This window comes from Sphingomonas kyeonggiensis (assembly GCF_030812785.1).
Classification (GTDB): Bacteria; Pseudomonadota; Alphaproteobacteria; order Sphingomonadales; family Sphingomonadaceae; genus Sphingomonas; species Sphingomonas kyeonggiensis_B.
The window spans coordinates 364,516-383,163 of record NZ_JAUSTJ010000003.1 but is presented as its reverse complement, the minus strand read 5'-3'; the positions used below and the strand labels follow the sequence as shown (position 1 = coordinate 383,163).

General features: G+C 69.5%; 18 protein-coding genes. 11 read left to right on the top strand and 7 right to left on the bottom strand.

Annotation, left to right across the window (positions count from 1 at the left end; genetic code table 11):
- Positions 1 to 85: 85 nt before the first annotated feature.
- The 6 genes from J2W22_RS19670 (at position 86) to J2W22_RS19645 (ending at position 4,563) form a co-directional block, all read left to right on the top strand.
- Positions 86 to 709 carry a TetR/AcrR family transcriptional regulator gene (locus J2W22_RS19670; RefSeq protein WP_307119976.1) on the top strand — a complete coding sequence of 208 codons (624 nt, stop codon included), beginning with the start codon at positions 86 to 88 and terminating at the stop codon, positions 707 to 709.
- Positions 710 to 827: 118 nt separating this feature from the next.
- On the top strand, positions 828 to 1,427 hold the full coding sequence (locus J2W22_RS19665) for an RNA polymerase sigma factor (RefSeq protein ID WP_307119975.1): 600 nt from the start codon (positions 828 to 830) through the stop codon (positions 1,425 to 1,427).
- A gap of 1 nt (position 1,428) precedes the next feature.
- Complete coding sequence (locus J2W22_RS19660) at positions 1,429 to 2,073, top strand: zf-HC2 domain-containing protein (protein ID WP_307119974.1); 645 nt, start codon at positions 1,429 to 1,431, stop codon at positions 2,071 to 2,073.
- Positions 2,070 to 3,326 (top strand): S8 family peptidase, encoded by a 1,257-nt coding sequence (locus tag J2W22_RS19655; protein ID WP_307119973.1) that lies wholly within the window; start codon positions 2,070 to 2,072, stop codon positions 3,324 to 3,326. Before J2W22_RS19660 ends, J2W22_RS19655 begins: the two co-directional genes overlap by 4 nt.
- A 40-nt stretch (positions 3,327 to 3,366) precedes the next feature.
- Positions 3,367 to 4,035 (top strand): TorF family putative porin, encoded by a 669-nt coding sequence (locus J2W22_RS19650; protein WP_307119972.1) that lies wholly within the window; start codon positions 3,367 to 3,369, stop codon positions 4,033 to 4,035.
- Positions 4,036 to 4,191: 156 nt separating this feature from the next.
- Positions 4,192 to 4,563: a cupredoxin domain-containing protein gene (locus J2W22_RS19645; RefSeq protein ID WP_307119971.1), complete on the top strand. Its 372-nt coding sequence runs from the start codon at positions 4,192 to 4,194 to the stop codon at positions 4,561 to 4,563.
- A 47-nt stretch (positions 4,564 to 4,610) separates the two neighbouring features.
- Here the strand turns inward: J2W22_RS19645 and J2W22_RS19640 are convergent, their stop codons facing one another.
- The 7 genes from J2W22_RS19640 to J2W22_RS19610 are packed head-to-tail and all read right to left on the bottom strand — an operon-like array spanning position 4,611 to position 12,272.
- Positions 4,611 to 5,987, bottom strand: coding sequence for an outer membrane beta-barrel protein (locus J2W22_RS19640; RefSeq protein WP_307119970.1), 1,377 nt, complete (start codon positions 5,985 to 5,987; stop codon positions 4,611 to 4,613).
- Positions 5,984 to 7,078 (bottom strand): amidohydrolase family protein, encoded by a 1,095-nt coding sequence (locus J2W22_RS19635; protein WP_307119969.1) that lies wholly within the window; start codon positions 7,076 to 7,078, stop codon positions 5,984 to 5,986. Before J2W22_RS19635 ends, J2W22_RS19640 begins: the two co-directional genes overlap by 4 nt.
- Positions 7,066 to 7,749: a class I SAM-dependent methyltransferase gene (locus J2W22_RS19630; RefSeq protein ID WP_307119968.1), complete on the bottom strand. Its 684-nt coding sequence runs from the start codon at positions 7,747 to 7,749 to the stop codon at positions 7,066 to 7,068. The genes J2W22_RS19635 and J2W22_RS19630 overlap by 13 nt, the downstream gene beginning before the upstream one ends.
- Positions 7,746 to 9,269, bottom strand: a complete 1,524-nt coding sequence (locus tag J2W22_RS19625; RefSeq protein ID WP_307119967.1) for a B12-binding domain-containing radical SAM protein — start codon at positions 9,267 to 9,269, stop codon at positions 7,746 to 7,748. Before J2W22_RS19625 ends, J2W22_RS19630 begins: the two co-directional genes overlap by 4 nt.
- Positions 9,266 to 10,072, bottom strand: coding sequence for a class I SAM-dependent methyltransferase (locus J2W22_RS19620; protein WP_307119966.1), 807 nt, complete (start codon positions 10,070 to 10,072; stop codon positions 9,266 to 9,268). Before J2W22_RS19620 ends, J2W22_RS19625 begins: the two co-directional genes overlap by 4 nt.
- Entirely contained in the window at positions 10,069 to 10,878 is an 810-nt protein-coding gene (locus tag J2W22_RS19615; RefSeq protein ID WP_307119965.1) for a class I SAM-dependent DNA methyltransferase, read from the bottom strand. The genes J2W22_RS19620 and J2W22_RS19615 overlap by 4 nt, the downstream gene beginning before the upstream one ends.
- The gene (locus tag J2W22_RS19610) at positions 10,875 to 12,272 is read right to left on the bottom strand and encodes a B12-binding domain-containing radical SAM protein (protein WP_307119964.1); all 1,398 of its coding nucleotides are present in this window, start codon (positions 12,270 to 12,272) and stop codon (positions 10,875 to 10,877) included. The genes J2W22_RS19615 and J2W22_RS19610 overlap by 4 nt, the downstream gene beginning before the upstream one ends.
- A gap of 140 nt (positions 12,273 to 12,412) precedes the next feature.
- Between J2W22_RS19610 and J2W22_RS19605 the strand changes: the two genes are divergently transcribed.
- From J2W22_RS19605 to J2W22_RS19585, 5 genes are read left to right on the top strand one after another with little or no spacing between them, the layout of a single operon-like run.
- Positions 12,413 to 13,372 carry a hypothetical protein gene (locus J2W22_RS19605; RefSeq protein WP_307119963.1) on the top strand — a complete coding sequence of 320 codons (960 nt, stop codon included), beginning with the start codon at positions 12,413 to 12,415 and terminating at the stop codon, positions 13,370 to 13,372.
- Positions 13,369 to 14,502, top strand: coding sequence for a glycosyltransferase family 4 protein (locus J2W22_RS19600; protein WP_307119962.1), 1,134 nt, complete (start codon positions 13,369 to 13,371; stop codon positions 14,500 to 14,502). Before J2W22_RS19605 ends, J2W22_RS19600 begins: the two co-directional genes overlap by 4 nt.
- Complete coding sequence (locus J2W22_RS19595; RefSeq protein WP_307119961.1) at positions 14,487 to 15,605, top strand: glycosyltransferase family 4 protein; 1,119 nt, start codon at positions 14,487 to 14,489, stop codon at positions 15,603 to 15,605. The genes J2W22_RS19600 and J2W22_RS19595 overlap by 16 nt, the downstream gene beginning before the upstream one ends.
- A complete protein-coding gene (locus tag J2W22_RS19590) occupies positions 15,602 to 17,305 on the top strand; it encodes an ATP-binding cassette domain-containing protein (RefSeq protein ID WP_307119960.1) in 1,704 nt (567 codons plus the stop codon). Before J2W22_RS19595 ends, J2W22_RS19590 begins: the two co-directional genes overlap by 4 nt.
- A complete protein-coding gene (locus tag J2W22_RS19585; RefSeq protein WP_307119959.1) occupies positions 17,302 to 18,573 on the top strand; it encodes a nucleotidyltransferase family protein in 1,272 nt (423 codons plus the stop codon). Before J2W22_RS19590 ends, J2W22_RS19585 begins: the two co-directional genes overlap by 4 nt.
- Positions 18,574 to 18,648 lie beyond the last annotated feature (75 nt).

The following is an 18,648-nucleotide window of genomic DNA, read 5'->3' as shown; positions in this document are numbered from 1 at the left end:
ATACATGCTTCCAACCCCGCTTTATTTATGAGACGGTCACGTATCGATATTCCGTGACAGAATTGCTGCAGGAGCGAGAAGAATCTTGAATGCCGAGAATGAAGGCCTGCGCGGCCGGGGAAGGCCGCGTGACGGAGAGATCGACGCCAATATCCGGGACACGGCCTGGGCGCTGCTTGCCGACCATGGCTATGAGGGGCTGACCTTCGAGGCGCTGGCGGAGAGCGTGGGCTGCAGCCGTGCGACGCTCTACCGGCGCTTCGCCTCGAAGGATGCGCTGCTAGCGACCATCCTCGACGAATCCTCACGCGCGGTGGAGCCGGTGATCCTGCCCGAGATGACGCCGCGCGAGGCGTTGCTGGCCCATGCCATGGCGTGCCGCACGCTGATGTCGGGCCATCAGGGGCGCGCGCTGCTGAGACTGGACGCGATCCTGCGCGCGAACGCCGAGCTGGGCGCCGCAACCGAGCGGCAGATGGATCAGGAGATCGACTATTACCGCCGCGAGTTGCTTCGCATCGACCCCCAGGCGACGCGGGCCGACCTGGACTTCGCCAGCCATACGCTGGTCGGCAGCATCATCTATCACGCCGCGCTGCTGCGGCGGGAACTCGAGCCCGAGCGCGTCGAGCAGCTGGTGGATCAGGCGATCGCGCTGCTGGAGGCGCGCCGCGCAGCGCACCACGTCGGCACCGGGCCGGCTGAGTAGGATCCAGGGCTCCCGTCTGATATTTCGGGCGAAGCTTGCGCGAAGAATATCGATCGCCGGGTTGAACCGGAACCCCGGTAGCCGGCACTAACAGGCCATGCGGCACGGACAAGGCGCATTGGACGGACGGGGCTCGACCGAGGGGAATGCAAATCTGGCTGCACGCAGCGGCCAGGAGGAGGAGCTTCGTCTTATTGCCCGCGTCGCCGAGCGTGACCTCGAGGCGTTCGAGCAGCTCTATCGTATCTATCACCGGCGACTGTCGCGATTCCTGTTCAATCTCCTGCGCCGTCCGCCGGTGATCGAGGAAGTCCTGAACGACACGATGATGGTGGTGTGGGAAGGAGCGGGAAGCTTCAACGGAGCGAGCAAGCTTTCGACCTGGATCTTCACCATCGCCTATCGCAAGGCAGCGAAGGCACTGCGCCGGCAGGACGAGCCGGTCGAGGACGACCGAAGCGAGGAGTTGGTTTCGCTCGATGCCGGCCCCGACGAGGAGCTGGCACAGGAACGGCGCCAGGCGTTGCTGGCGGAGGCGGTGGCGACACTGTCTCCCGATCATCGGGCGGTGGTCGACCTCACTTATTATCACGAAATGGGGTATCGTGAGATCGCCGGGATTATGGACTGCCCCGTGGATACGGTGAAGACCCGCATGTTTCATGCGCGGCGCCACCTCCGGCGCAAGCTGGGCGGTGGCCTCGCGGACTGGATTTAGGATGAACAACGTCATCAAGCTTCATGACGATCCACATGAGCAGACGCAGATGCTGCTCCCCTGGTACGTCAACGGAACGCTCGACACGGCCGAGGCGGCGATGGTCGAGGCGCATCTGGTCGAGTGCGCGGACTGTCGGGGAGAACTGCAGTTCGAGCGGGCGATGGCGCGCCGTGTCGGAGGACTTTCGGTGGATGTCGAGCAAGGCTGGGCGGCAATGCGCGAGCGGCTGGAAACGGCCGCGGAGGAAACCCCGGCGCCCGGCACCGCGCGCGTGATCCCGTTCCTGCGCCGCCGCGTCACCCTGGGCTGGGCGATTGCCGGGCAGGCGGTCGCGGCAGCCCTCGTGCTCGTCGCGGTCGGCTCGCTTCGCGAGGCGCCCGCGACGAAGGAATATCATGTCCTGGGTGCGGCCACGGCCGAGCCGGCGGGCAATATCGTCGTCCTGTTCCGCCCCGAGACCAGCGAACGCGACGTCCGCGCCCTGCTCGATGGCGCCCAGGCACGCGTGGTGGAAGGGCCGCTGACCACCGGCGCCTGGGTATTGCGGGTCGACCAGGCACGCCGCGACGCCGCGATCGGGCAATTGCGCGCGTCGCCACGGATCACGCTGGTCGAACCACTGGACGGCGAGCAGAGGCGGTGAGACGCTTCGCCACCCTGTTGGGCTGCGCCTTCGCATTGTGCATCGCGGTTGCGCTGCCCATGCTCGCCGTCGCCCGCGCGGAGGACATGGCGAGCTCGCAGCAGGCGGTGGACCGGCAGATCCTGGTGATGCTGCGGCTGCCGGCACCGCATTTCCGTCCGAACGCGAGCTATTCCGGCCCCTATGGCGACGAGGCCTCGGCAACGGCGCGTCGCCGCGTGGCGCGCGCGATCGCGCGCCGCAACGGCCTGACCATCGAAGACAGCTGGCCGATGCCGTTGCTCGGAGTCGATTGCGTCGTGATGCAGGTCCCCGCCGGCGGGACGGTCGAGGACATGCTGACGAAGCTCGCCGGCGATCCGCAAGTCGTCTGGGCCCAGCCCATGCACCTCTATCGGACGCAGGCGGCTGCGCCCGCGCAGAACGATCCGCTCTACGCCGTGCAGCCTGCCGCAAGCGCCTGGCAGCTCGCCGATCTCCACCGCGTGGCAACGGGGCGCGGCATCACCGTCGCGGTGATCGACAGCAAGGTCGACACCGGCCACCCGGACCTTGCCGGCCAGTTCGCCGCCGACCGCGATTTCGTCATCGGCCATCCGAGCGCCGCCGAGCAGCATGGGACCGGGGTGGCCGGGGTGATCGCCGCTAAGTCCGGCAACGGCCTCGGCATTTCCGGCGTCGCATCGGGGGCTCGGCTGCTCGCGCTCAGGGCATGCTGGCAGGTGCGCCCGACAGCGGCTGCACCGACGATCTGCGACACGCTCAGCCTCGCCAAGGCGCTGCATTTCGCGATCGAGAGCGACGCCAAGGTGATCAACCTCAGCCTGAGCGGTCCTTTCGACCCGTTGCTGGCGCGGCTCGTCTCTATGGCCCTGTCGCGGCGCGCTTCCGTCGTGGCAGCCTATGACCGCAGCTTGCCCAAGGGAGGGTTTCCCGCCTCGGAGGCAGGCGTGGTCGCGGTTGCGGATCAGGCTTTACCGTCAGGGCCCATCGCAGTGTACAATGCGCCGGGACGCGACGTCCCAACCACACAACCCGGGGGCAAATGGTATTTCGTGAACGGCAGCTCCTACGCGGCGGCGCATGTCAGCGGGCTGCTCGCTCTGACTCGAGAAGAGCGCAGGGCAAGCCCTCCCCGCATCGTGACCGCGCCGGGCGGGCGAGGCGAAATTGATGCGTGCGCAACGGTTCTGCCGGTATCGGCGAGCTGCGATTGCGGGTGTGCGCTTCGCCGCGCGACCGGGCACCGCTAGACAAGTCTTCCGCCCATCGTATGCGGCGCTGGCGATCGGAATGCTTGGCATCGGCCAGATCGCACCGGCCGGGGCGCAGGTCGCGGGCAGCATCAGTGTCGAAAGCGACGTGCGGTTCCGGGGATATTCGGCGAGCAACGGCGATCCCGCCGCGACCATCGACCTCGGCTATGAACATCGCTCCGGGCTTTATCTGAACGGCTCCGCGACCGCGGGTGTCGTGCATTCGGATCCGGTGCTGCTCGGCTATCAGCTCAATGCGGGCTATTCGACCTGGGTGAGCCCGAGCGTTTCGATCGATGCCGGGGTGGTTCGCAACGCCTATACGCGCCACGCCCGGGGCATCCGCGATACGCATTACACCGAATTCTATCTCGGCATGGCAACCCGGGGCATTTCCTCGCGCATCTATTATTCCCCCGACTATTTCCGACCGGACAAGTACACCCTGTATGGCGAGCTGGAGGGCACGCTCAACCTCGCGCCAAAATGGCGGCTCAACGGACATGTCGGCCTGCTGACCTATCTCAACGATCCGCCGCGCAACGCGCGGCGCGAACATTATGACTGGCGGGTGACGCTCGGACGCAGCCTGGGCAAGGTCGACCTGCGGGCCAGCCTGTCCAGCGCCGGCCCCGGGACCGACTATTATTACGGCCGCCGCCACAGCGCGACCGCGCTGACCTTCGGTGCATCTCTCCCCTTCTGACCACAAGGCTTTGAACCCCGTCGTCCAAAGGCGGCACTTACCCCAGGTCGACGCGATCGGGCCGCCGGTCTCCGCCACGGGCATTGCTGGTGCTCGTCGCGCCCGTTGCCGACCGGCTCCCGATCGCGCGACGCCTTCCAAGGGAGCCGATCGCCTATGCTCGAATTACCAAAAGCCCATCTGCCTCGCCGCGGCCTGCTGCGGATCGCGGGTGCCGCAGCGCTGCTGACCCTCGCCGCCGGCACGCCGGCAACCGCCCGGTCGCCGGCGCCGCCCCAGAAATACACGGTGGTGATGGCCAATATGAGCTTCGGCAAACTGCCGAGCGGGGTGAAGGTCGGCGACACCATCACCTGGGTCAATCGCGATACCGTCGCGCACACCGCCACCGCGCGCGACCGGAGCTTCGACGTTCGCGTCCAGCAGGGGCAGAGCGTCTCCATGGTCGTCAAGAAGGCTGGGAACATCGCCTTCTTCTGCATCTATCACCCCGCGATGCGCGGCACCCTGGCCGTCGCCGCGCAATAGACGGGCGCCGCCGCGCCTTCCCCCAGGCGCGGCGGCATTCCCGAACTTCAGATGCGCAGGCGGAGCGATGCCTGGACCACCGTCTGCGTCTCGCCATCGGGCAGGCCGAGCCGCGCCCGGGTGCCGCGGTCGCTGTGCACGTTCAGCACTTCGAGGAAGCCGGTCAGCTTGCTGGTGAACGCCCAGCGCCCGGCCAGGGTGAGCGCCCAGCCATCCTGCTTCTCGTCAGCATGGTTCATCTCGCTGCCACGCTCGCGCGTGTTGAAGAACTCGGCGCGGCCGCTGACCTCGCCCTTCCCGATCTCGTGCGCGACAAGGACATAGGCGGACTGGTAGAGCGTATCGACCCAATAGACTCCGTGCTCCTTGAAGCCCATCTGGGTGGTGCCGTACATGCCCTGCGCCAGGATGCGCGTGCCCTGCACGGGCTCGAAGGTCAGGCCGAGATTGGCGAAGCGGGTCCGCCAGCCCCATTGCTTGTTCGGCGTGAACACCTCGGGATCGCCGCGATTGTCATAATAGAAGGCGTTGACCGAGAAGGACGAGGGCGGCCGCCACTCGATCCGCCCGTAGAAGCCCGGGCGATCGTCCAGCTCGATCGTCGAGCGGGTCACGCCTTCCTGGGCGAACTTCATGAAATCGTTGCGCGGCGGCAGCTGGAACCGGCCGAACATGGTGGCCTTGAGATCGTGGAGCGCCCAGCCGCGGAACGAGAGCAGCGTCCCCGAGGTATCGTTGAAGCCGAACACGCCCGCAGTCGCCGAGATGTCGTGATTGCCAAGGCTCGCCGACAGGGTGACCTCGGCGCCGACGACCTTGGTCTCCTCCCCCACCCAGCTGTTGATCGCCGAAGGGGTGATCGTATGCACCGTGCTCCACGCGCCGCCTGTGGCATGCTCGAGCGAGATCTCGGGCCAGTAGAGCCCGGCCTTGGCCGAGATGCTCACCTTGCCGGTGCGGGGCGGCAGCCAGGTGACGAAGGATTCGATGATGTCGACATCATCTTCCTGGTCGCGCTGCCAGGCGACCGAGACATTGCCCGAAAGCGTGTTGGTGAAGCGCGGCGTCCAGATCAGATCGGCCTCGATCGGCAGTGGCTCGACGCGGAAGCCGCCATCCTTCGCCCCGGAGAAGCGCGTGATGCTCATGCCGCCATCGGAGAAGCGCTCATGGCCATTGGCGGCGACCAGCCGGCCGTCGAGCAGAATCGAAAGCGTGCGCCCGGAGAGGATATCGGTCGAGGGCGGAGGCGGCGCCGTGTCGGCAGGCACGCTTTCCTGTGCCTGATCGGGCGCGGGGTCGGCAGCGACCGCCGCCTCGGGCACGGGCGCCGGCGCGGGATCGGCCTGCGTCTGTGCCTGGGCCTGGGCGGTGCCGGCCAGCAGCAGCGCGACGAAAATGGGTATTCGGGCAGGAAGAGTCATTGGATTGCACCCACTGTTGAGAGAATTTCTGCCGCATGCGCCGGCACTGGCGGGACGCCGCCGGCCACCGGGCCACTGGTCCATCGCTCGATACCGCCCTGCCGGCGGATGCCCCCGCCCAGCGCCAGCGTGCCGAGCGCCGGCACCAGATCGGGCCGCGCGACCCGGGGCACCCCGCCGACGATCACCAGCGCGACATCCTCGGCCCGGGCTTCGAGCAGCGGCCGGGTCAGCACGATGATGTCGGCAGGCGCGCCGGGATCCAGCGAAGGCAGGGGGAGGCCGAGCCGGCGCGCGGCGGTGATCCCCACCGCGTCGGCCAGGCGTGCGTCGTCGAGCAGGCCAAGCGCCCGCGCCGCCTGCAGCTCGTCGAGCAGATCGCCGGCGCCGCTGAGCAAGGAATCGCTGCCGAGCAGGGTGTCGGCGCCCTGCAACAGGGCCGGCGAAACGGTCCGCCCCAGGAGGAACAGGTTCGAGGTCGGGCACCAGACCAGAGCTGCGCCGGACGCGTGGAAGCGGGCCAGCGCCTCGCCCTCGATGCCCACGCCGTGGACGGCGATCAGCCGGCGCGAGAGCAGCCCCATGCGATCGAGCGCCTCGACTTCGCGTGCAGCGCGTGCGCCGGTGCCCTCCGCGAGGTGCAGGCAGAAGCGCGGCTCGGCCGCGGGGATGGCGAGAGCGGGCACCATACCCAGCGAATCGGCGCAGGCGATGCGCGCCACGCGGATCGGGAAGTCCCGCTCGAAATCCCCCTCCCACCGGTCATGGTGGACGACGGTGGTGACGCCGGCGAACAGGTTCTTCCAGGCGCCGGCTAGCAGCGCCGCGCGACGCGGCAGCGTCCGCCCCTCGGCGATCCGCGCCGCGTGACGATGCTGGATGTCCCGCGCCCAGGCATAGGCATCGGGATAGGGCTGCCCACCCAGCCGGCCATAATGGTTGCGGTGGAGATGATCGTGCGCATTGATCAGCCCCGGGCGCACATGGCCCCGATCGAAATCGAGCCTGACGTCGAAATCGCCCGACGGCTCGACGAGCCTTCCCCGTTCGATCGCGACGTCGCGGTCCGGGGTGCGGATCAGGATCCGCATCGGTCTTTCTTCTCGAAGGCGAGCGCGAGCACCACGGGGAGGCCCAGATGCTGCTCGTACAGCGCGAGCCGACCGGCCTGCGCGTAGAAAGGCCGTACGGCCGGGCCGATCTGTGCCTCCCGGATGTCCGCAAGGTGCAGTCCCGCGGCCGCGGCGGCATCCCGATGCGTCGCCAGCGCATGGACATAATGCTCGACCTCATGGACCTGATCACCGTGGCGGAAGGTGCGGCGATGCCCCGCTTCGTGCGCGGCGGGGTGGAAATCGGTGACGATCACCCGGGCGCCCGGCGCGGCGACCCGGCCAAGCTCGGCATAGGCGCGGGCGCATTCCGGAAGATGGCCGATCACCAGCCGGCACCACACAAGATCGAAACCGGCATCGGCAAGCGGCAGCGCCCGCACATCGCCGACCAGCATGCGCGCTTCGGGCCCGAGCGCGCCCTGCCCTGCCTCGATCATCTCCGGGCTCAGATCGACGCCGACCGCAGTCGCCGCGCCCGATCCCAGCAGCCGGCGGCCGGTGCCGCAACCGGCATCGAGCAGGCGCAGCCCGGCAAGCGGCGGCGTCATCTCGGCGACCAGCCGGGTCTCGAGCTCGGAGACGGCATTCTCGGCGCTGTAGGTAGGTGCCCAGAGCCGATAGCCGTCAAGGACGGAAAGCGCGCTCATGCCGCGATATCCAGCTCGTCGGCACCCTGGCGGAGATGGCCATAGGCCTGGCGGTCATCGCTCGCCCGCTGGGCCAGGCGGCGGACGCTGCGGAGCAGCACCGGCTCGGCATAATCCTCGCGCGCCCAGCGGCGCAGGGCGAGAATCCGGCCGACCAGCTTGCCCCAGGCCCGCGTCCGGCCGTCATGGACGGAGGGGAAGCGGCTCTTGAGCACCAGCTCGAAATTCTCCACCCGCGCCTTGATCCGCCGGTCCATCCACGGAAGGTGCGGGTCCTCGTGCGTCATCCAGTTGACCCAGTCGGGCTGGATCCATTCCTCGAGCTCGGTGGGCGTGCCGGTGAGCGGATCGACATCGCCATAGGTGGCGGCGCGCTGCGGCGTGGGCGTGTAGAAATAGGTGATCAGCTCCATCTCGGGATTGATCGCCTTCAGCTTGCGGATGAAGCGCAGCGTATTGTCCGTCTCGCGTTCGGGCTCGTCGGGATCGCCGAACACGAAGGAGAATTCCGGGATGATCCGGTGCTGGCGTGTCTTGGCGGCAACCGTCAGGATCTGCTCGGTGGTGGTGCCCTTCGACATCTTCCTGAGCACTTCGTCCGATCCGGACTCGGCGCCGCAGAACACCATCTTCATCCCGGCGCGGCGGAGCAGATCCCAGGTCTCGTCGGAGAAGCGCGAGAGCGTGTCGACGCGCGCCTCGCACCACCAGCTTATTCCCAGCGGCAGGAATGCCTCGCCGATCGCCCGGGCATGCTTCTCGTTGAGGAAGAAGTTGTTGTCGTAGAAATGGACCGAATCCATGCCGTGGTCGCGCACCAGCGGCATCAGGTTCGCCGCCACGCGATCGGCCGACTGCACCTTTTCGCGGCGGCCGAAGACCGAGATCACCCCGCAGAAGCTGCAGCCGAACGGGCAGCCGATCGACGCCTGATAGACGCCCGAGCGGCGGCCGATGATCGTCGGGTGCAGATAGGTGCCGATTTCGATCTTGTGAAAGGGCGGATCGCGCAGCTCGTCCGGTCCCACCCATTTGCGCTCGGGCCCGATCCAGTGCGATCCGTCAGCCTGGCGGAAGGCGAGGCCCATCACGCTGGTGGGATCGCGCCGCCCCTCGATCACCTCCAGCAGCTCGAGGAAGGTCTGCTCCCCCTGCCCCCGCACGACCCAGTCGACATAGGGGGCGTTGAGCACCGGCGCGGGATAGAGGCTGCCGAAATAGCCGCCCCAGATGATCGGGATGTCGGGATAACGGGCCTTGAGCGCCTTGGAGAGCGGCACGGCGCTCACCAGCTGAGGGCCCGGCATCACCGTCAGGGCGATCGCGCGGACCGGATCCGGCGTTGTCCCGCGCGCATCGATCATCGCCGCCGCGCTGGCGAACAGGTCCATGCCGGGCAGGTTGCCGTCCAGTATCTCCCAATCGGTACCGGCAGGGAGCGCGGCGCCGATCGCCATCAGGCTCAGCGGGAAGCGACGGTTCTTCGGGCGGGTGGCCCGGGGGTTGATCAGCAGGATCATGGGTTTCGCGCGGTCCAGATGTCGAAGCGGGAGGGTGCGCGGGTGCCGCGCAGGCGCGCGACGAGCGGACGCAGCTCGTACCAGAGCGGATAGAGGACGCGCCGCCGCCGCCAGGCGATGCCGAGGGGAGCCGAGGCCTCAGCTAGCCGGGCGGCGGTCAGATACTCGATGTGCGGCAGCGCAAGCAGGCTCTGCGCGCGCGTGCCGAAGCGTTCGGCGGCATGGGCATGCTTCTCCGCGACCATGGCCGCGCCCTGGCTGTCCTTCGCGTAGAAGGGGGAGTCGAGAATGACGAGCATGCCGCCGGGCCGCGTCACCCGCGCTGCCTCGGCCAGGGTCTCGTCCAGGCTGGTCGCGTAATGGAGCGCGGCATTGAAGATCGTGAGATCGGCGAAGTGATCGGCCATCGGCAACGCGTCGAAACTCGCGACGGAGCAGGCGAAGGGCGCCCGTGCGCGAAGCGGCTCGGCCGCACCGAGGCCGTCCACCCGATCGTCACGGATATCGACGGCAGTGCAATCATGTCCCCGGCATGCGAGCCGATAGGAGAGCCAGCCATTTCCGGCGCCGAGATCGAGCACCCGCAACGGCCGCCCCGCGGCCCGTGCGACCGGGGCCATCACATGCGCGAGAAGGACCTCGAACGTGCGGGCGCGGACTGACCATTGACGGGCCATGGGGCCGCTTTCGAGCCAGGGAAGCGCGAGCAGCTCCGTCTCCGCCAGGCCACGCCCCTCCGCGGCGCGATGTGCGGCATAGTCGATGCGGAAGCGCTCGAGACTGTCGGCAAGCGGCGCGCTCATGCCGGGTCCCCGTCCCGGCGCCGCTCGAACCGGTAGAGGATGTGATCGCCGAACAAGGCGAGCCGGCGTGCGGCGTGCCTGTCGATGGCCTCGAGCCCGGCAAGGAACCGGGGGTGGCGGGAGATCCAGGGCTCCGCGGCGCTGGGCGGGACGAACAGGCCGATCGCGCTACGCCCGGTATAGCGGAACCCCGGCGCCATCGCCGCGACGATCGCCCGCTTGCGATGATAGCGCACGCTGAAGGCCTGCCCGCCGAGCGAGGCGGGTACGTCATCCGTCCGGCCTCGGCGCAGCATGTTGCGGAAGCGCCCGCGTGCCGCCTCGGTGATCATCTCGCCCGGGCAGCAGCAGCCGAAGACCACCAGCGCGACATGCCCGCCGGGCCGCACCAGGCGGGCGAGGCTGCGGCCCATCGGCGCGAGATCGGAGACGCAGTTGAGCGCGGCGAAATTGGAGAAGGCGCCGTCGAAACGCTCGCCCCGCTCGGCAAGGCGATCGAGCTGCTCGACCGCCAGCACCTCCGTCGCCTCCGGGCCGAGCTTGCACGCCGCTTCCGCCACCATCGCCGGGGAGGCATCGGTGAGCAGGATCCGGCGGCCGCGCGCCGCAAGCCAGGCCGCGTCGATCCCGGTGCCGCCACCCATCTCGAGCAGGCGCGCGCCCTCGGGGAAGAGGTCGAGCAGCTGGCTCCGCACCGCCCGGCGCTGGGCCTCGACGCTGCGCCATGCGCCGAAGCGCGCATCGAAATCGCCGGCGATCGCGTCGAACGCCGCGCCGGCGGGCAGCAGGTCCGCCGCCACGCTCATGCCCGCAGCTCCATGCGGAGGGGACTGGCGGAGCGATGGGCATCGGCGCGCTGGGCGAGATCGTGCCAGCGCAGCTCATCGACCATTCCGGTATCGACATCGGCGTGCAGCGCATCGCGCACCAGCCGGTAGAAGGCGGTGTCGAAGGTGCCTTGGAACAGCATCGCCAGCTCATCGGTGTCGCGCCAGTTGCGGCGCGCGCCGAGCTCCGCGACCACGCGCGCGTGGAACACCGTGCCCGGCAGCGGATAGGAGACCGAGACGCCGATCTCGTCGGGCCGCTCGTCGCGCAGCAGGTCGCGGGTGAGGAGGATGTCCTCCCAGTCCTCGGGCGGATAGCCGAGCTGGAGGAACCAGCCCGAGCGGATCCCGTGCCGGCGCAGGGTGCGCGTGGCGGTGCGGACCGATTCGATCTGGGTGCCCTTGTCCATTGCGTCGAGGATGCGCTGCGAGCCGGATTCGACCCCGAGCCACACTTCCTCCGCGCCCGCCCTGGCCAGCGCCGCCGCCACCGGCTCGGTGATCAGATTGGCGCGCGACTGCATCATGAACGGGATGCACGCGTCGCGGCGCAGCACCTCCTCGGCAAAGGCGGCGATCCAGTCCTCGGTCATCCCGAAGATGTCGTCGGCGAACCAGACATGGTCGGGCGCCACCGCATGCTTGAGCCGCGCCATCTCCTCGGCGATCGAGGCGGCCGAGCGCTGGGTATAGCGCCGCCCGAAGGTCGGCTTGGCGCACCAGTTGCACGCATAGGGGCAGCCGCGCGAGGCCGCCATGTTCCAGGACAGGCGGCCATGCGCCCGCGTCCAGGTCTCGCGATAGGCCTGGGCATCGACCAGGTCCCAGGCGGGAAAGGGCAGCGCGTCGAGCGCCTGATGCTGCAGGCGCGGCGGCGTGTGCCGCAGCCCGCCCTGGCCATCGCAGAGGATCAGCCCGGGAACCTTGTCGAGCGGCAGGCCGCGCTCAAGGGCATCGACGATCGCCGCGGCCCCGAGCTCGCCTTCACCGGTCATCACCGCATCCGCCCCGGCATCGAGATAGAGGCGCGGATTGTCCGAGGCGTCGGGCCCGTTCACCGCCACCCGCGCGCCGGCGCGGCGCGCAGCCGCGACCATGTGCAGCGCGTCGGCACGCCGATCCTCGGTGCACATCTTGGTGAGATAGTTGAAATTGTCCTCGATCAGCAGGACGACCTTCGGCGCCTCCGCCTGGAGGCAGGTGGTGAAGCTCTCGACACAGGGCTCGAAGGTGGCGTCGAACAGCGCGACCGCATGGCCCTGCTCGCGAAGAATGGCGGCAGCAAGCAGTGTGGCGAGCGGCGCATAGGGTCTGGATCGTTCGAATTGCTTGCCGTCGCGTCGCAGGTAGAAGGAATGAGCGACCAGGATCACATTGCCACTCCATTGCGAGGCTGTTTCCCGGGTTAGTGGCGCCCCCGCCGGCGATGGTTCAAAACCGTTCGCAGGAAGTGGTTTGAACCTTCGCGCGCCGCGCCCCCACTCAAGAGAATGACTCGAGCAGGCGTGGAGCGATGAGCGCGGGAAGCGGAACGGAACCGGCCAGGGACAGGGCACCGGCGGAGGGCTGCGCCTCTGCCTATTTCTCGCCGCTCGGCGTGACCCTGCGCGTCACCGCCAGCCATCCGCGGCTGATCACTGCGGTCGCCAGCGCCTGCCGCGGCTGGGAAGCGCCGGCCGACCCGCACGGGCCTGTGCTCGAACTTCACCTGACGACTGGTCCGGTTCCGGTCGGCAACGGCATGCCCAGCGTTGCGGTCGACGGACTGCGGCTCTCGATCCGGGGCGGCACCGAGGCGCATGCCGATGCCGGGCGGGGACATGCCTGGAGCCGGGTGCCCCATGCGGGCGCCTTTGACGATCCTGCGTTTCGCGAGCAGGTGCTCGATTGCCTGCTGCTGTGGCTGCTCACCCGCAACGGCCGCACGCCGATCCATGCTTCGGGCTTCGTCGCGGGAACGACGGCGATCCTGCTCGCCGGGCCCAGCGGCTCGGGGAAGAGCTGCCTCGCCCTGGCCGCGCATGCCGCCGGCTTCCCGCTGCTTTCGGACGATACGATCTATCTGGAGACCGAGCGCAGATTGCGCATCTGGGGCGTCCCGCGCCCCGTGCACCTGTTCCCCGAGGACGCGCCCGGGCAGGAGGATGCACCGATCCGCCTGCGCAACGGCAAGCGCAAGCGCGCCGTCGCCCTGCCCGCGTCCGGACGGCCGGTCACCGCGGCCGCCGCCAGCCTGTGCGTGCTGGCGCGCGGCGACCGGGTGGCGCTGGAGCCGCTGTCTCCGCCCGAGGCACTGGCAGCACTCGGCCCGCTCGAGCCGGGCTTCGACCTGCTCTCGGCCGAGATCGAGGCCGGGCTGCGCCGGATCACGCAACACGGCGCATGGCGCCTGACGCTCGGCACCAGGCCGGACGAGGCAATCGCCCTGCTGGCCGGGAACCTGCCGCGGCTGATCGAGCACGCCGCGGCATGACCCTGCGGATCGCCCAGGTGAACTGCGTCCTCGATTCCCGGCGGCGCTCTCCCGAGGCGCTGCTGGCGGCGTGGCCGACCTTGCCGGCGATCGCCGAGGCCACCGCCGCGGCAGGTGCCGAAATCGTGGTGGTGCAGGCAAGCCATGACGAAGCGCGCTTCGTGCGGCGCGGCGTGCACTATCATTTCGTCCCGGTCGCCACGGGACGTACGCTCGCGCCATGGCGCATGCGCCGGGCGGTGCAGGAGGCTGCGGCGGACATCGTCCATCTCAACGGACTGGATTTCCCGCTCCATGCGCGGTTGCTGACCGGCCTGACCCAGCCGCTGCTGATGCAGGACCATGCCAGCCATGCCCGCCGCTCCCGGCTTGCCGTCCTGCGTCGCTGGGGTCATGCCCGTGCCGAGGCGGCGCTGTTCACCGCCGAGGCCCAGGCCCGGCCGTTCCTGGCCACCGGGCAGCTGCCGAAAAAGGCGGCGATCTTCGCCCTGCCCGAAAGCTCGAGCGCGTTCGAGCCCGGCGACCGGGACGAGGCGCGCGCGCGGACCGGCGTACATGGCGATCCCGCGATCCTGTGGATCGGACGGCTCGACCCCAACAAGGACCCGCTGACCGCGATCGAGGCCTTTCACCAGGCGCGCGCGCATCTGCCCGGCGCAGAGCTGTGGTGCGCCCATGGCACCGACACCCAGCTTCCCGCGATCCGGCGCCGTCTGGCGGAGGATCCCGAGCTGGCGCGGCACGTGCACCTGTTGGGATGGGTGCCGCATGCGCAGGTCGAGCAGCTCTGCCGTGCCTGCGACCTCTTCCTCGCCACCAGCCATGGCGAGGGTTCGGGCTATGCGCTGATCGAGGCGCTGGCCTGCGGGCTGCCGCTGGCGGCGAGCGACATCGCCCCGTTCCGCGCGCTCGCCGGCGAGCTGGCCGAATGCCGCTTCGCCCGCCCCGGCGACGCGGCGGGCTTCGCCGAAGCGATGGTCGCGCTGGCCCGGAGGCCGGCGGGCCCGGGCCGGGCCGCGGTGCGCCGGCATTTCGAGGCGCACCTCGCCTTTCCGGTCATCGGCCGTCGCCTTGTCGGCATCTACGAAGCCGTCCTCGCGCGGAGCATGCAGCCATGCGGATCGCGCTGATCACGCCGGGCGGCGTCGACCGCACCGGCAGCCACCGGGTGATCCCGTGCATGCTGTGGCTGATCGAGCGGCTCACCCGGGCCGGACACGATGTGCAGGTCATCGCGCTGAACCAGGAACCACGCCCGGGCCGATGGCGGCTCCTTGACGCCGATGTCCACAATATCGGCCCGCGCCCGCGATTGCTGCGCGGCACCGCGAAGCTGCTGGCGCTGCATGCCGAGCGGCCGTTCGATGTCGTCCATGCCTTCTGGGCGAGCAGCGCGGGGCTGGTCGGCAGCGGCGGCCGGGCGCTGGCCGGGATTCCGCTGGTGCTGACCCTGCCGGGCGGCGACATCATGCGCCTGCCGGAAATCGGCTATGGCGGCCACCTGACCCTGAAGTCGCGCGCCATGGTGGCGATGGCGCTGCGTGCCGCGCGCTTCGTCACGGTGCCCAGCGAGACGATGCGCTTGCATGTCTGGGCGGCGGGAATCGATGCGCTGCGCGTGCCGCTGGGGGTAGCGCTGGATCGCTGGCCGCCCGTCCCCCCGCGCCGCCGCGATCCCGCCCGCCCGCTTCGCCTGCTGCAAGTGGCGAGCCTCAACCGCGTCAAGGACCAGCCGACACTACTGGCAGCGGCGGCACGGCTGCGCGAGGCCGGGCTGGCCTTCACCCTCGACATCGTCGGCGAAGACACCTTGGGCGGGGAGATCCAGGCGGAGATAGCGCGGCTCGGCCTCGCCGATCATGTACGCTTGCCGGGTTTCCAGCCCCAGGCGAGCCTGCGGCACTGGTTCGAGCAGGCCGACCTGATGGTCGTCAGCTCGCTGAGCGAGGGGGCTCCGATCGCGATGCTGGAAGCCGCGGTGGCGGGCGTGCCGACGGTCGGCACCGCAGTGGGGCATGTGGCGGAATATGCGCCCGAGGCCGCGATCGCCGTGCCGCTGCGCGACGCGGAGGGCCTTGCCGCCGCGATCCTCCGCCTCGCCGGCGACGAGGATCACCGCCTGGCGATGGCGGGGGCCGCGCAGGCACGCGCGGTGGCGCAGGATGCCGACTTCACCGCCGCCCTGTTCCTCGATCTCTATGCCCGCGCCGTCGATGCGCGGCGGGCGGCATGATGCCGGTGCGCACCCCGGCGGTCGAGCTCGCCCGCGCGTTCGCCGCGTTCGGGGGACGGCGGCTGCTGGCGGCGATCGGGCTGATGGTGGCGGGGACGCTGGCCGAGGGCGTCGGAATCCTGCTGCTCGTCCCGGTGATCCTTGGCACGGTCGCGCCCGGCCATGGCGGCGGCGCGCTCCTGCCGATGCTGCCGCGGGAGGTGCCGCTTCCGGCGATGCTGGCGCTGTTCGCGCTGCTTGCCGTGCTCCGCAGCATCATCGTGCTGATGCGCGAGCGCCTGACCAGCCGGCTTCAGGTCGGCTTCGTCGAAGCGGTGCGGCTGCGCCTTGCCGAGCGGCTCACCGGCGCGCCCTGGGCCCAGGTCTCCGGACTGTCCCATGCCCGCATCGTCCAGGCGCTGAGCGTCGAGATCCACCAGATCGGCATCGGCGTGAATTCGCTGATGGCCGCCACCGCCGCGGCGGTGATCGCGGCGGGAATGGCGCTGATGGCGATGGCGGTGGCGCCGTTCGCCGCGCTCACCGCCTTCGCGGTCGCCGGGCTCAGCTATCTCCCGACGCAGCGCATGCTCGGCCGGATACGGCAGCTTGGCGAGGACATCACCCAGCGCCATTTCGGCATGACCGAGAACGCGATCGACTTTCTCGCCGGCCTGAAGACCGTCGCGGCCGAGCGCACCGGCCCGGCCTGGCTGGAGCAGCAGCAGCGGCTCTCCGATGTCGCGGTCGACGACCGGGTCGCCTTCGCATCACTGCATGCCCGGGCCCGGGAACTGAGCGTCGGCCTGACTGCGATCGCCGCGATCCTGCTCGTCGGCATCGGCATCGCGATGGACTTCGCAGCGCCCAGCCTCCTCGCCCTGCTGCTGATGCTGAGCAGGATGAGCGGGCCAGTGGGCGAAGTGCAGCGCGGGGTGCAGCAACTCGTGCATAGCCTGCCTGCCTATGCGCGGCTGATGGCGCTGGAGGCGATATTGCAGCCGGCGCGTGTCGTAGCCAGCGATACGGCACTGTCGGAAACCGGTGCGCTGGTCCTCGACAAGGTTGGCTTCGCTCGCGGCGGACGCGATGTGCTGCATGGCTTCTCGCTGCGCGTCGCGCCCGGTGCGATCGTCGGGATCGCGGGCCCGTCCGGGGTCGGCAAGACGACGCTTCTCGATCTGATGGCGGGCATATTGCGCCCGGACACCGGACAGGTGCAGCGCGCCGGGACGGACGGGACAGGCTTCGCGAACACCCTCGCCTATGTCGGCCAGGATCCCGTGCTCGGCGGGCGGACGCTTCGCGAGAGCCTGGCCTGGTCCAGCGGCGCCGAGGCGTCCGAGATGGAGACGGCCCTGCGCTTCGTCGGTGCCGGCGCACTGCTGCAGCGCATCGGCGGGATCGACGCACCGCTGGGCGAGCGCGGCGCGATGATCTCCGGAGGGGAACGCCAGCGCATCGGGCTTGCGCGCGCGCTGCTGCGTCGCCCCGCGCTCCTCCTGCTCGACGAAGCCCTGAACGCACTCGACGCGGAGAGCGAGCAGGACATCCTTGCTGCACTCGCCGGGCTGGCGCTGCGTCCGACGATCGTCATCGTCGCGCACCGGCCCCAGGCATTCGTCCTGTGCGAGCAGATCATCCACCTGTCGCGTCGGCACCCGCCCCGGATCGAGGAGAGGGAGCAGGCGCCGCGCCCGATGCACGAGGTTCCCGCATGAACGCCCTCCCCTCCCTGCCGGTCATCGATGTCGAGCAGCGTTTCGCCGAGGCGGTCCGCGCCGGGCGGCCCGAATGGCTCTGGTTCGAGGTCGCGGAATCGGACTGGGCACGGGCCGTCGCAACGATCGAGACCGCTTTGCGCGAGGTGCTCGCCCATGGCTGCAGCGAGGGCGCGCTGGCCGATGATCCGGTCGCGCTCAGCATCGCCTGCTACACCTCGGGCACCGGCCCGCTGCTCGGTTCCTGGATCGAGCAGGGCAAATTGACGACGACCGCGGCGAATGCCGAGATGCTGGCACTCCACCTGACGCATAACCGCGCCCGCATGGCGAAGCTCACCGCGCATGCGGCAGAGGTGGTCGGCGCCCTTTCCGCCGGCGGAGCGCGCCCGATCGTGATGAAGGGGATGCACACCGCGCATCATTATTTCGACGAGCCCGCCCAGAGGATCTCCTCGGACATCGACCTGTTGACGGGAGCGGACCAGTCGGTCGCGGACGGGATACTCGCCCGATTGGGCTATGCGCCCGGCAAGTCCGGCTTCCGCCAGCGCAACTGGGCGATGCCCGACGCCGGGAAGCTGCCCCGCACGCTGACCTATGTCCATCGCGACGATCCCTGGTCGATCGACCTGCACGAAGGCGTCACCCGCAGCCTTGCCGGCGGCACGCGCCTGGTCGATTTCGACGCGCTTGTCCCGACCGTCAGCCTCGAGACATGGCGCGTCGCAAAGGGCGGCAGCGTCTTCCCGCCGCCGCTGCTGCTTGCCTATCTCCTGGTGCACGCAAGCTGCTCCTTCGAAAGCCTTACGCTTCAGCGGCAATATGAAATCGGCCTGGTGATCCGCGGCAATGGCGGCCGCGCGGACTTTCCCTGGCCGGCCTTCACCGCCCTTTGCGACCGGGCGCTGCTATGGTCGCTGATCTATCCGGCGTTGCGCTTCGCAGAGCTTCTCTCGCCGAACCTGATTCCGGAGGCGATCCTGCTCCAGGCGCGCAACGCCGCGGCACCCAGGGTCCGCAAGCTGGCGGAATCGCATTCCGCCGCATCGGTCCACAATGTGGCCCGCTGGTCATGGGGCGAGCGATATATGTGGGCCGACGGCCTGCTGCCCCGCGCGCGCCAGTTCGCCAGCGATCTCGGGATGCATGGCCATATGAGCGCGCGCGAGATGGCGCAGCAATGGCGGCAACGGGCGTACCGCCAGATGCATCGCCTGATGCCGAACCTCGGCATGCGTCCAGGTTCGAGGGGAGACTCGTCCTAGCGATCGGAAGCGCCGCGGAAGCGTGGCGGAATCCAGCCGGGCCGGAGCACGCACTGACCGCGAGCACTTGAACGG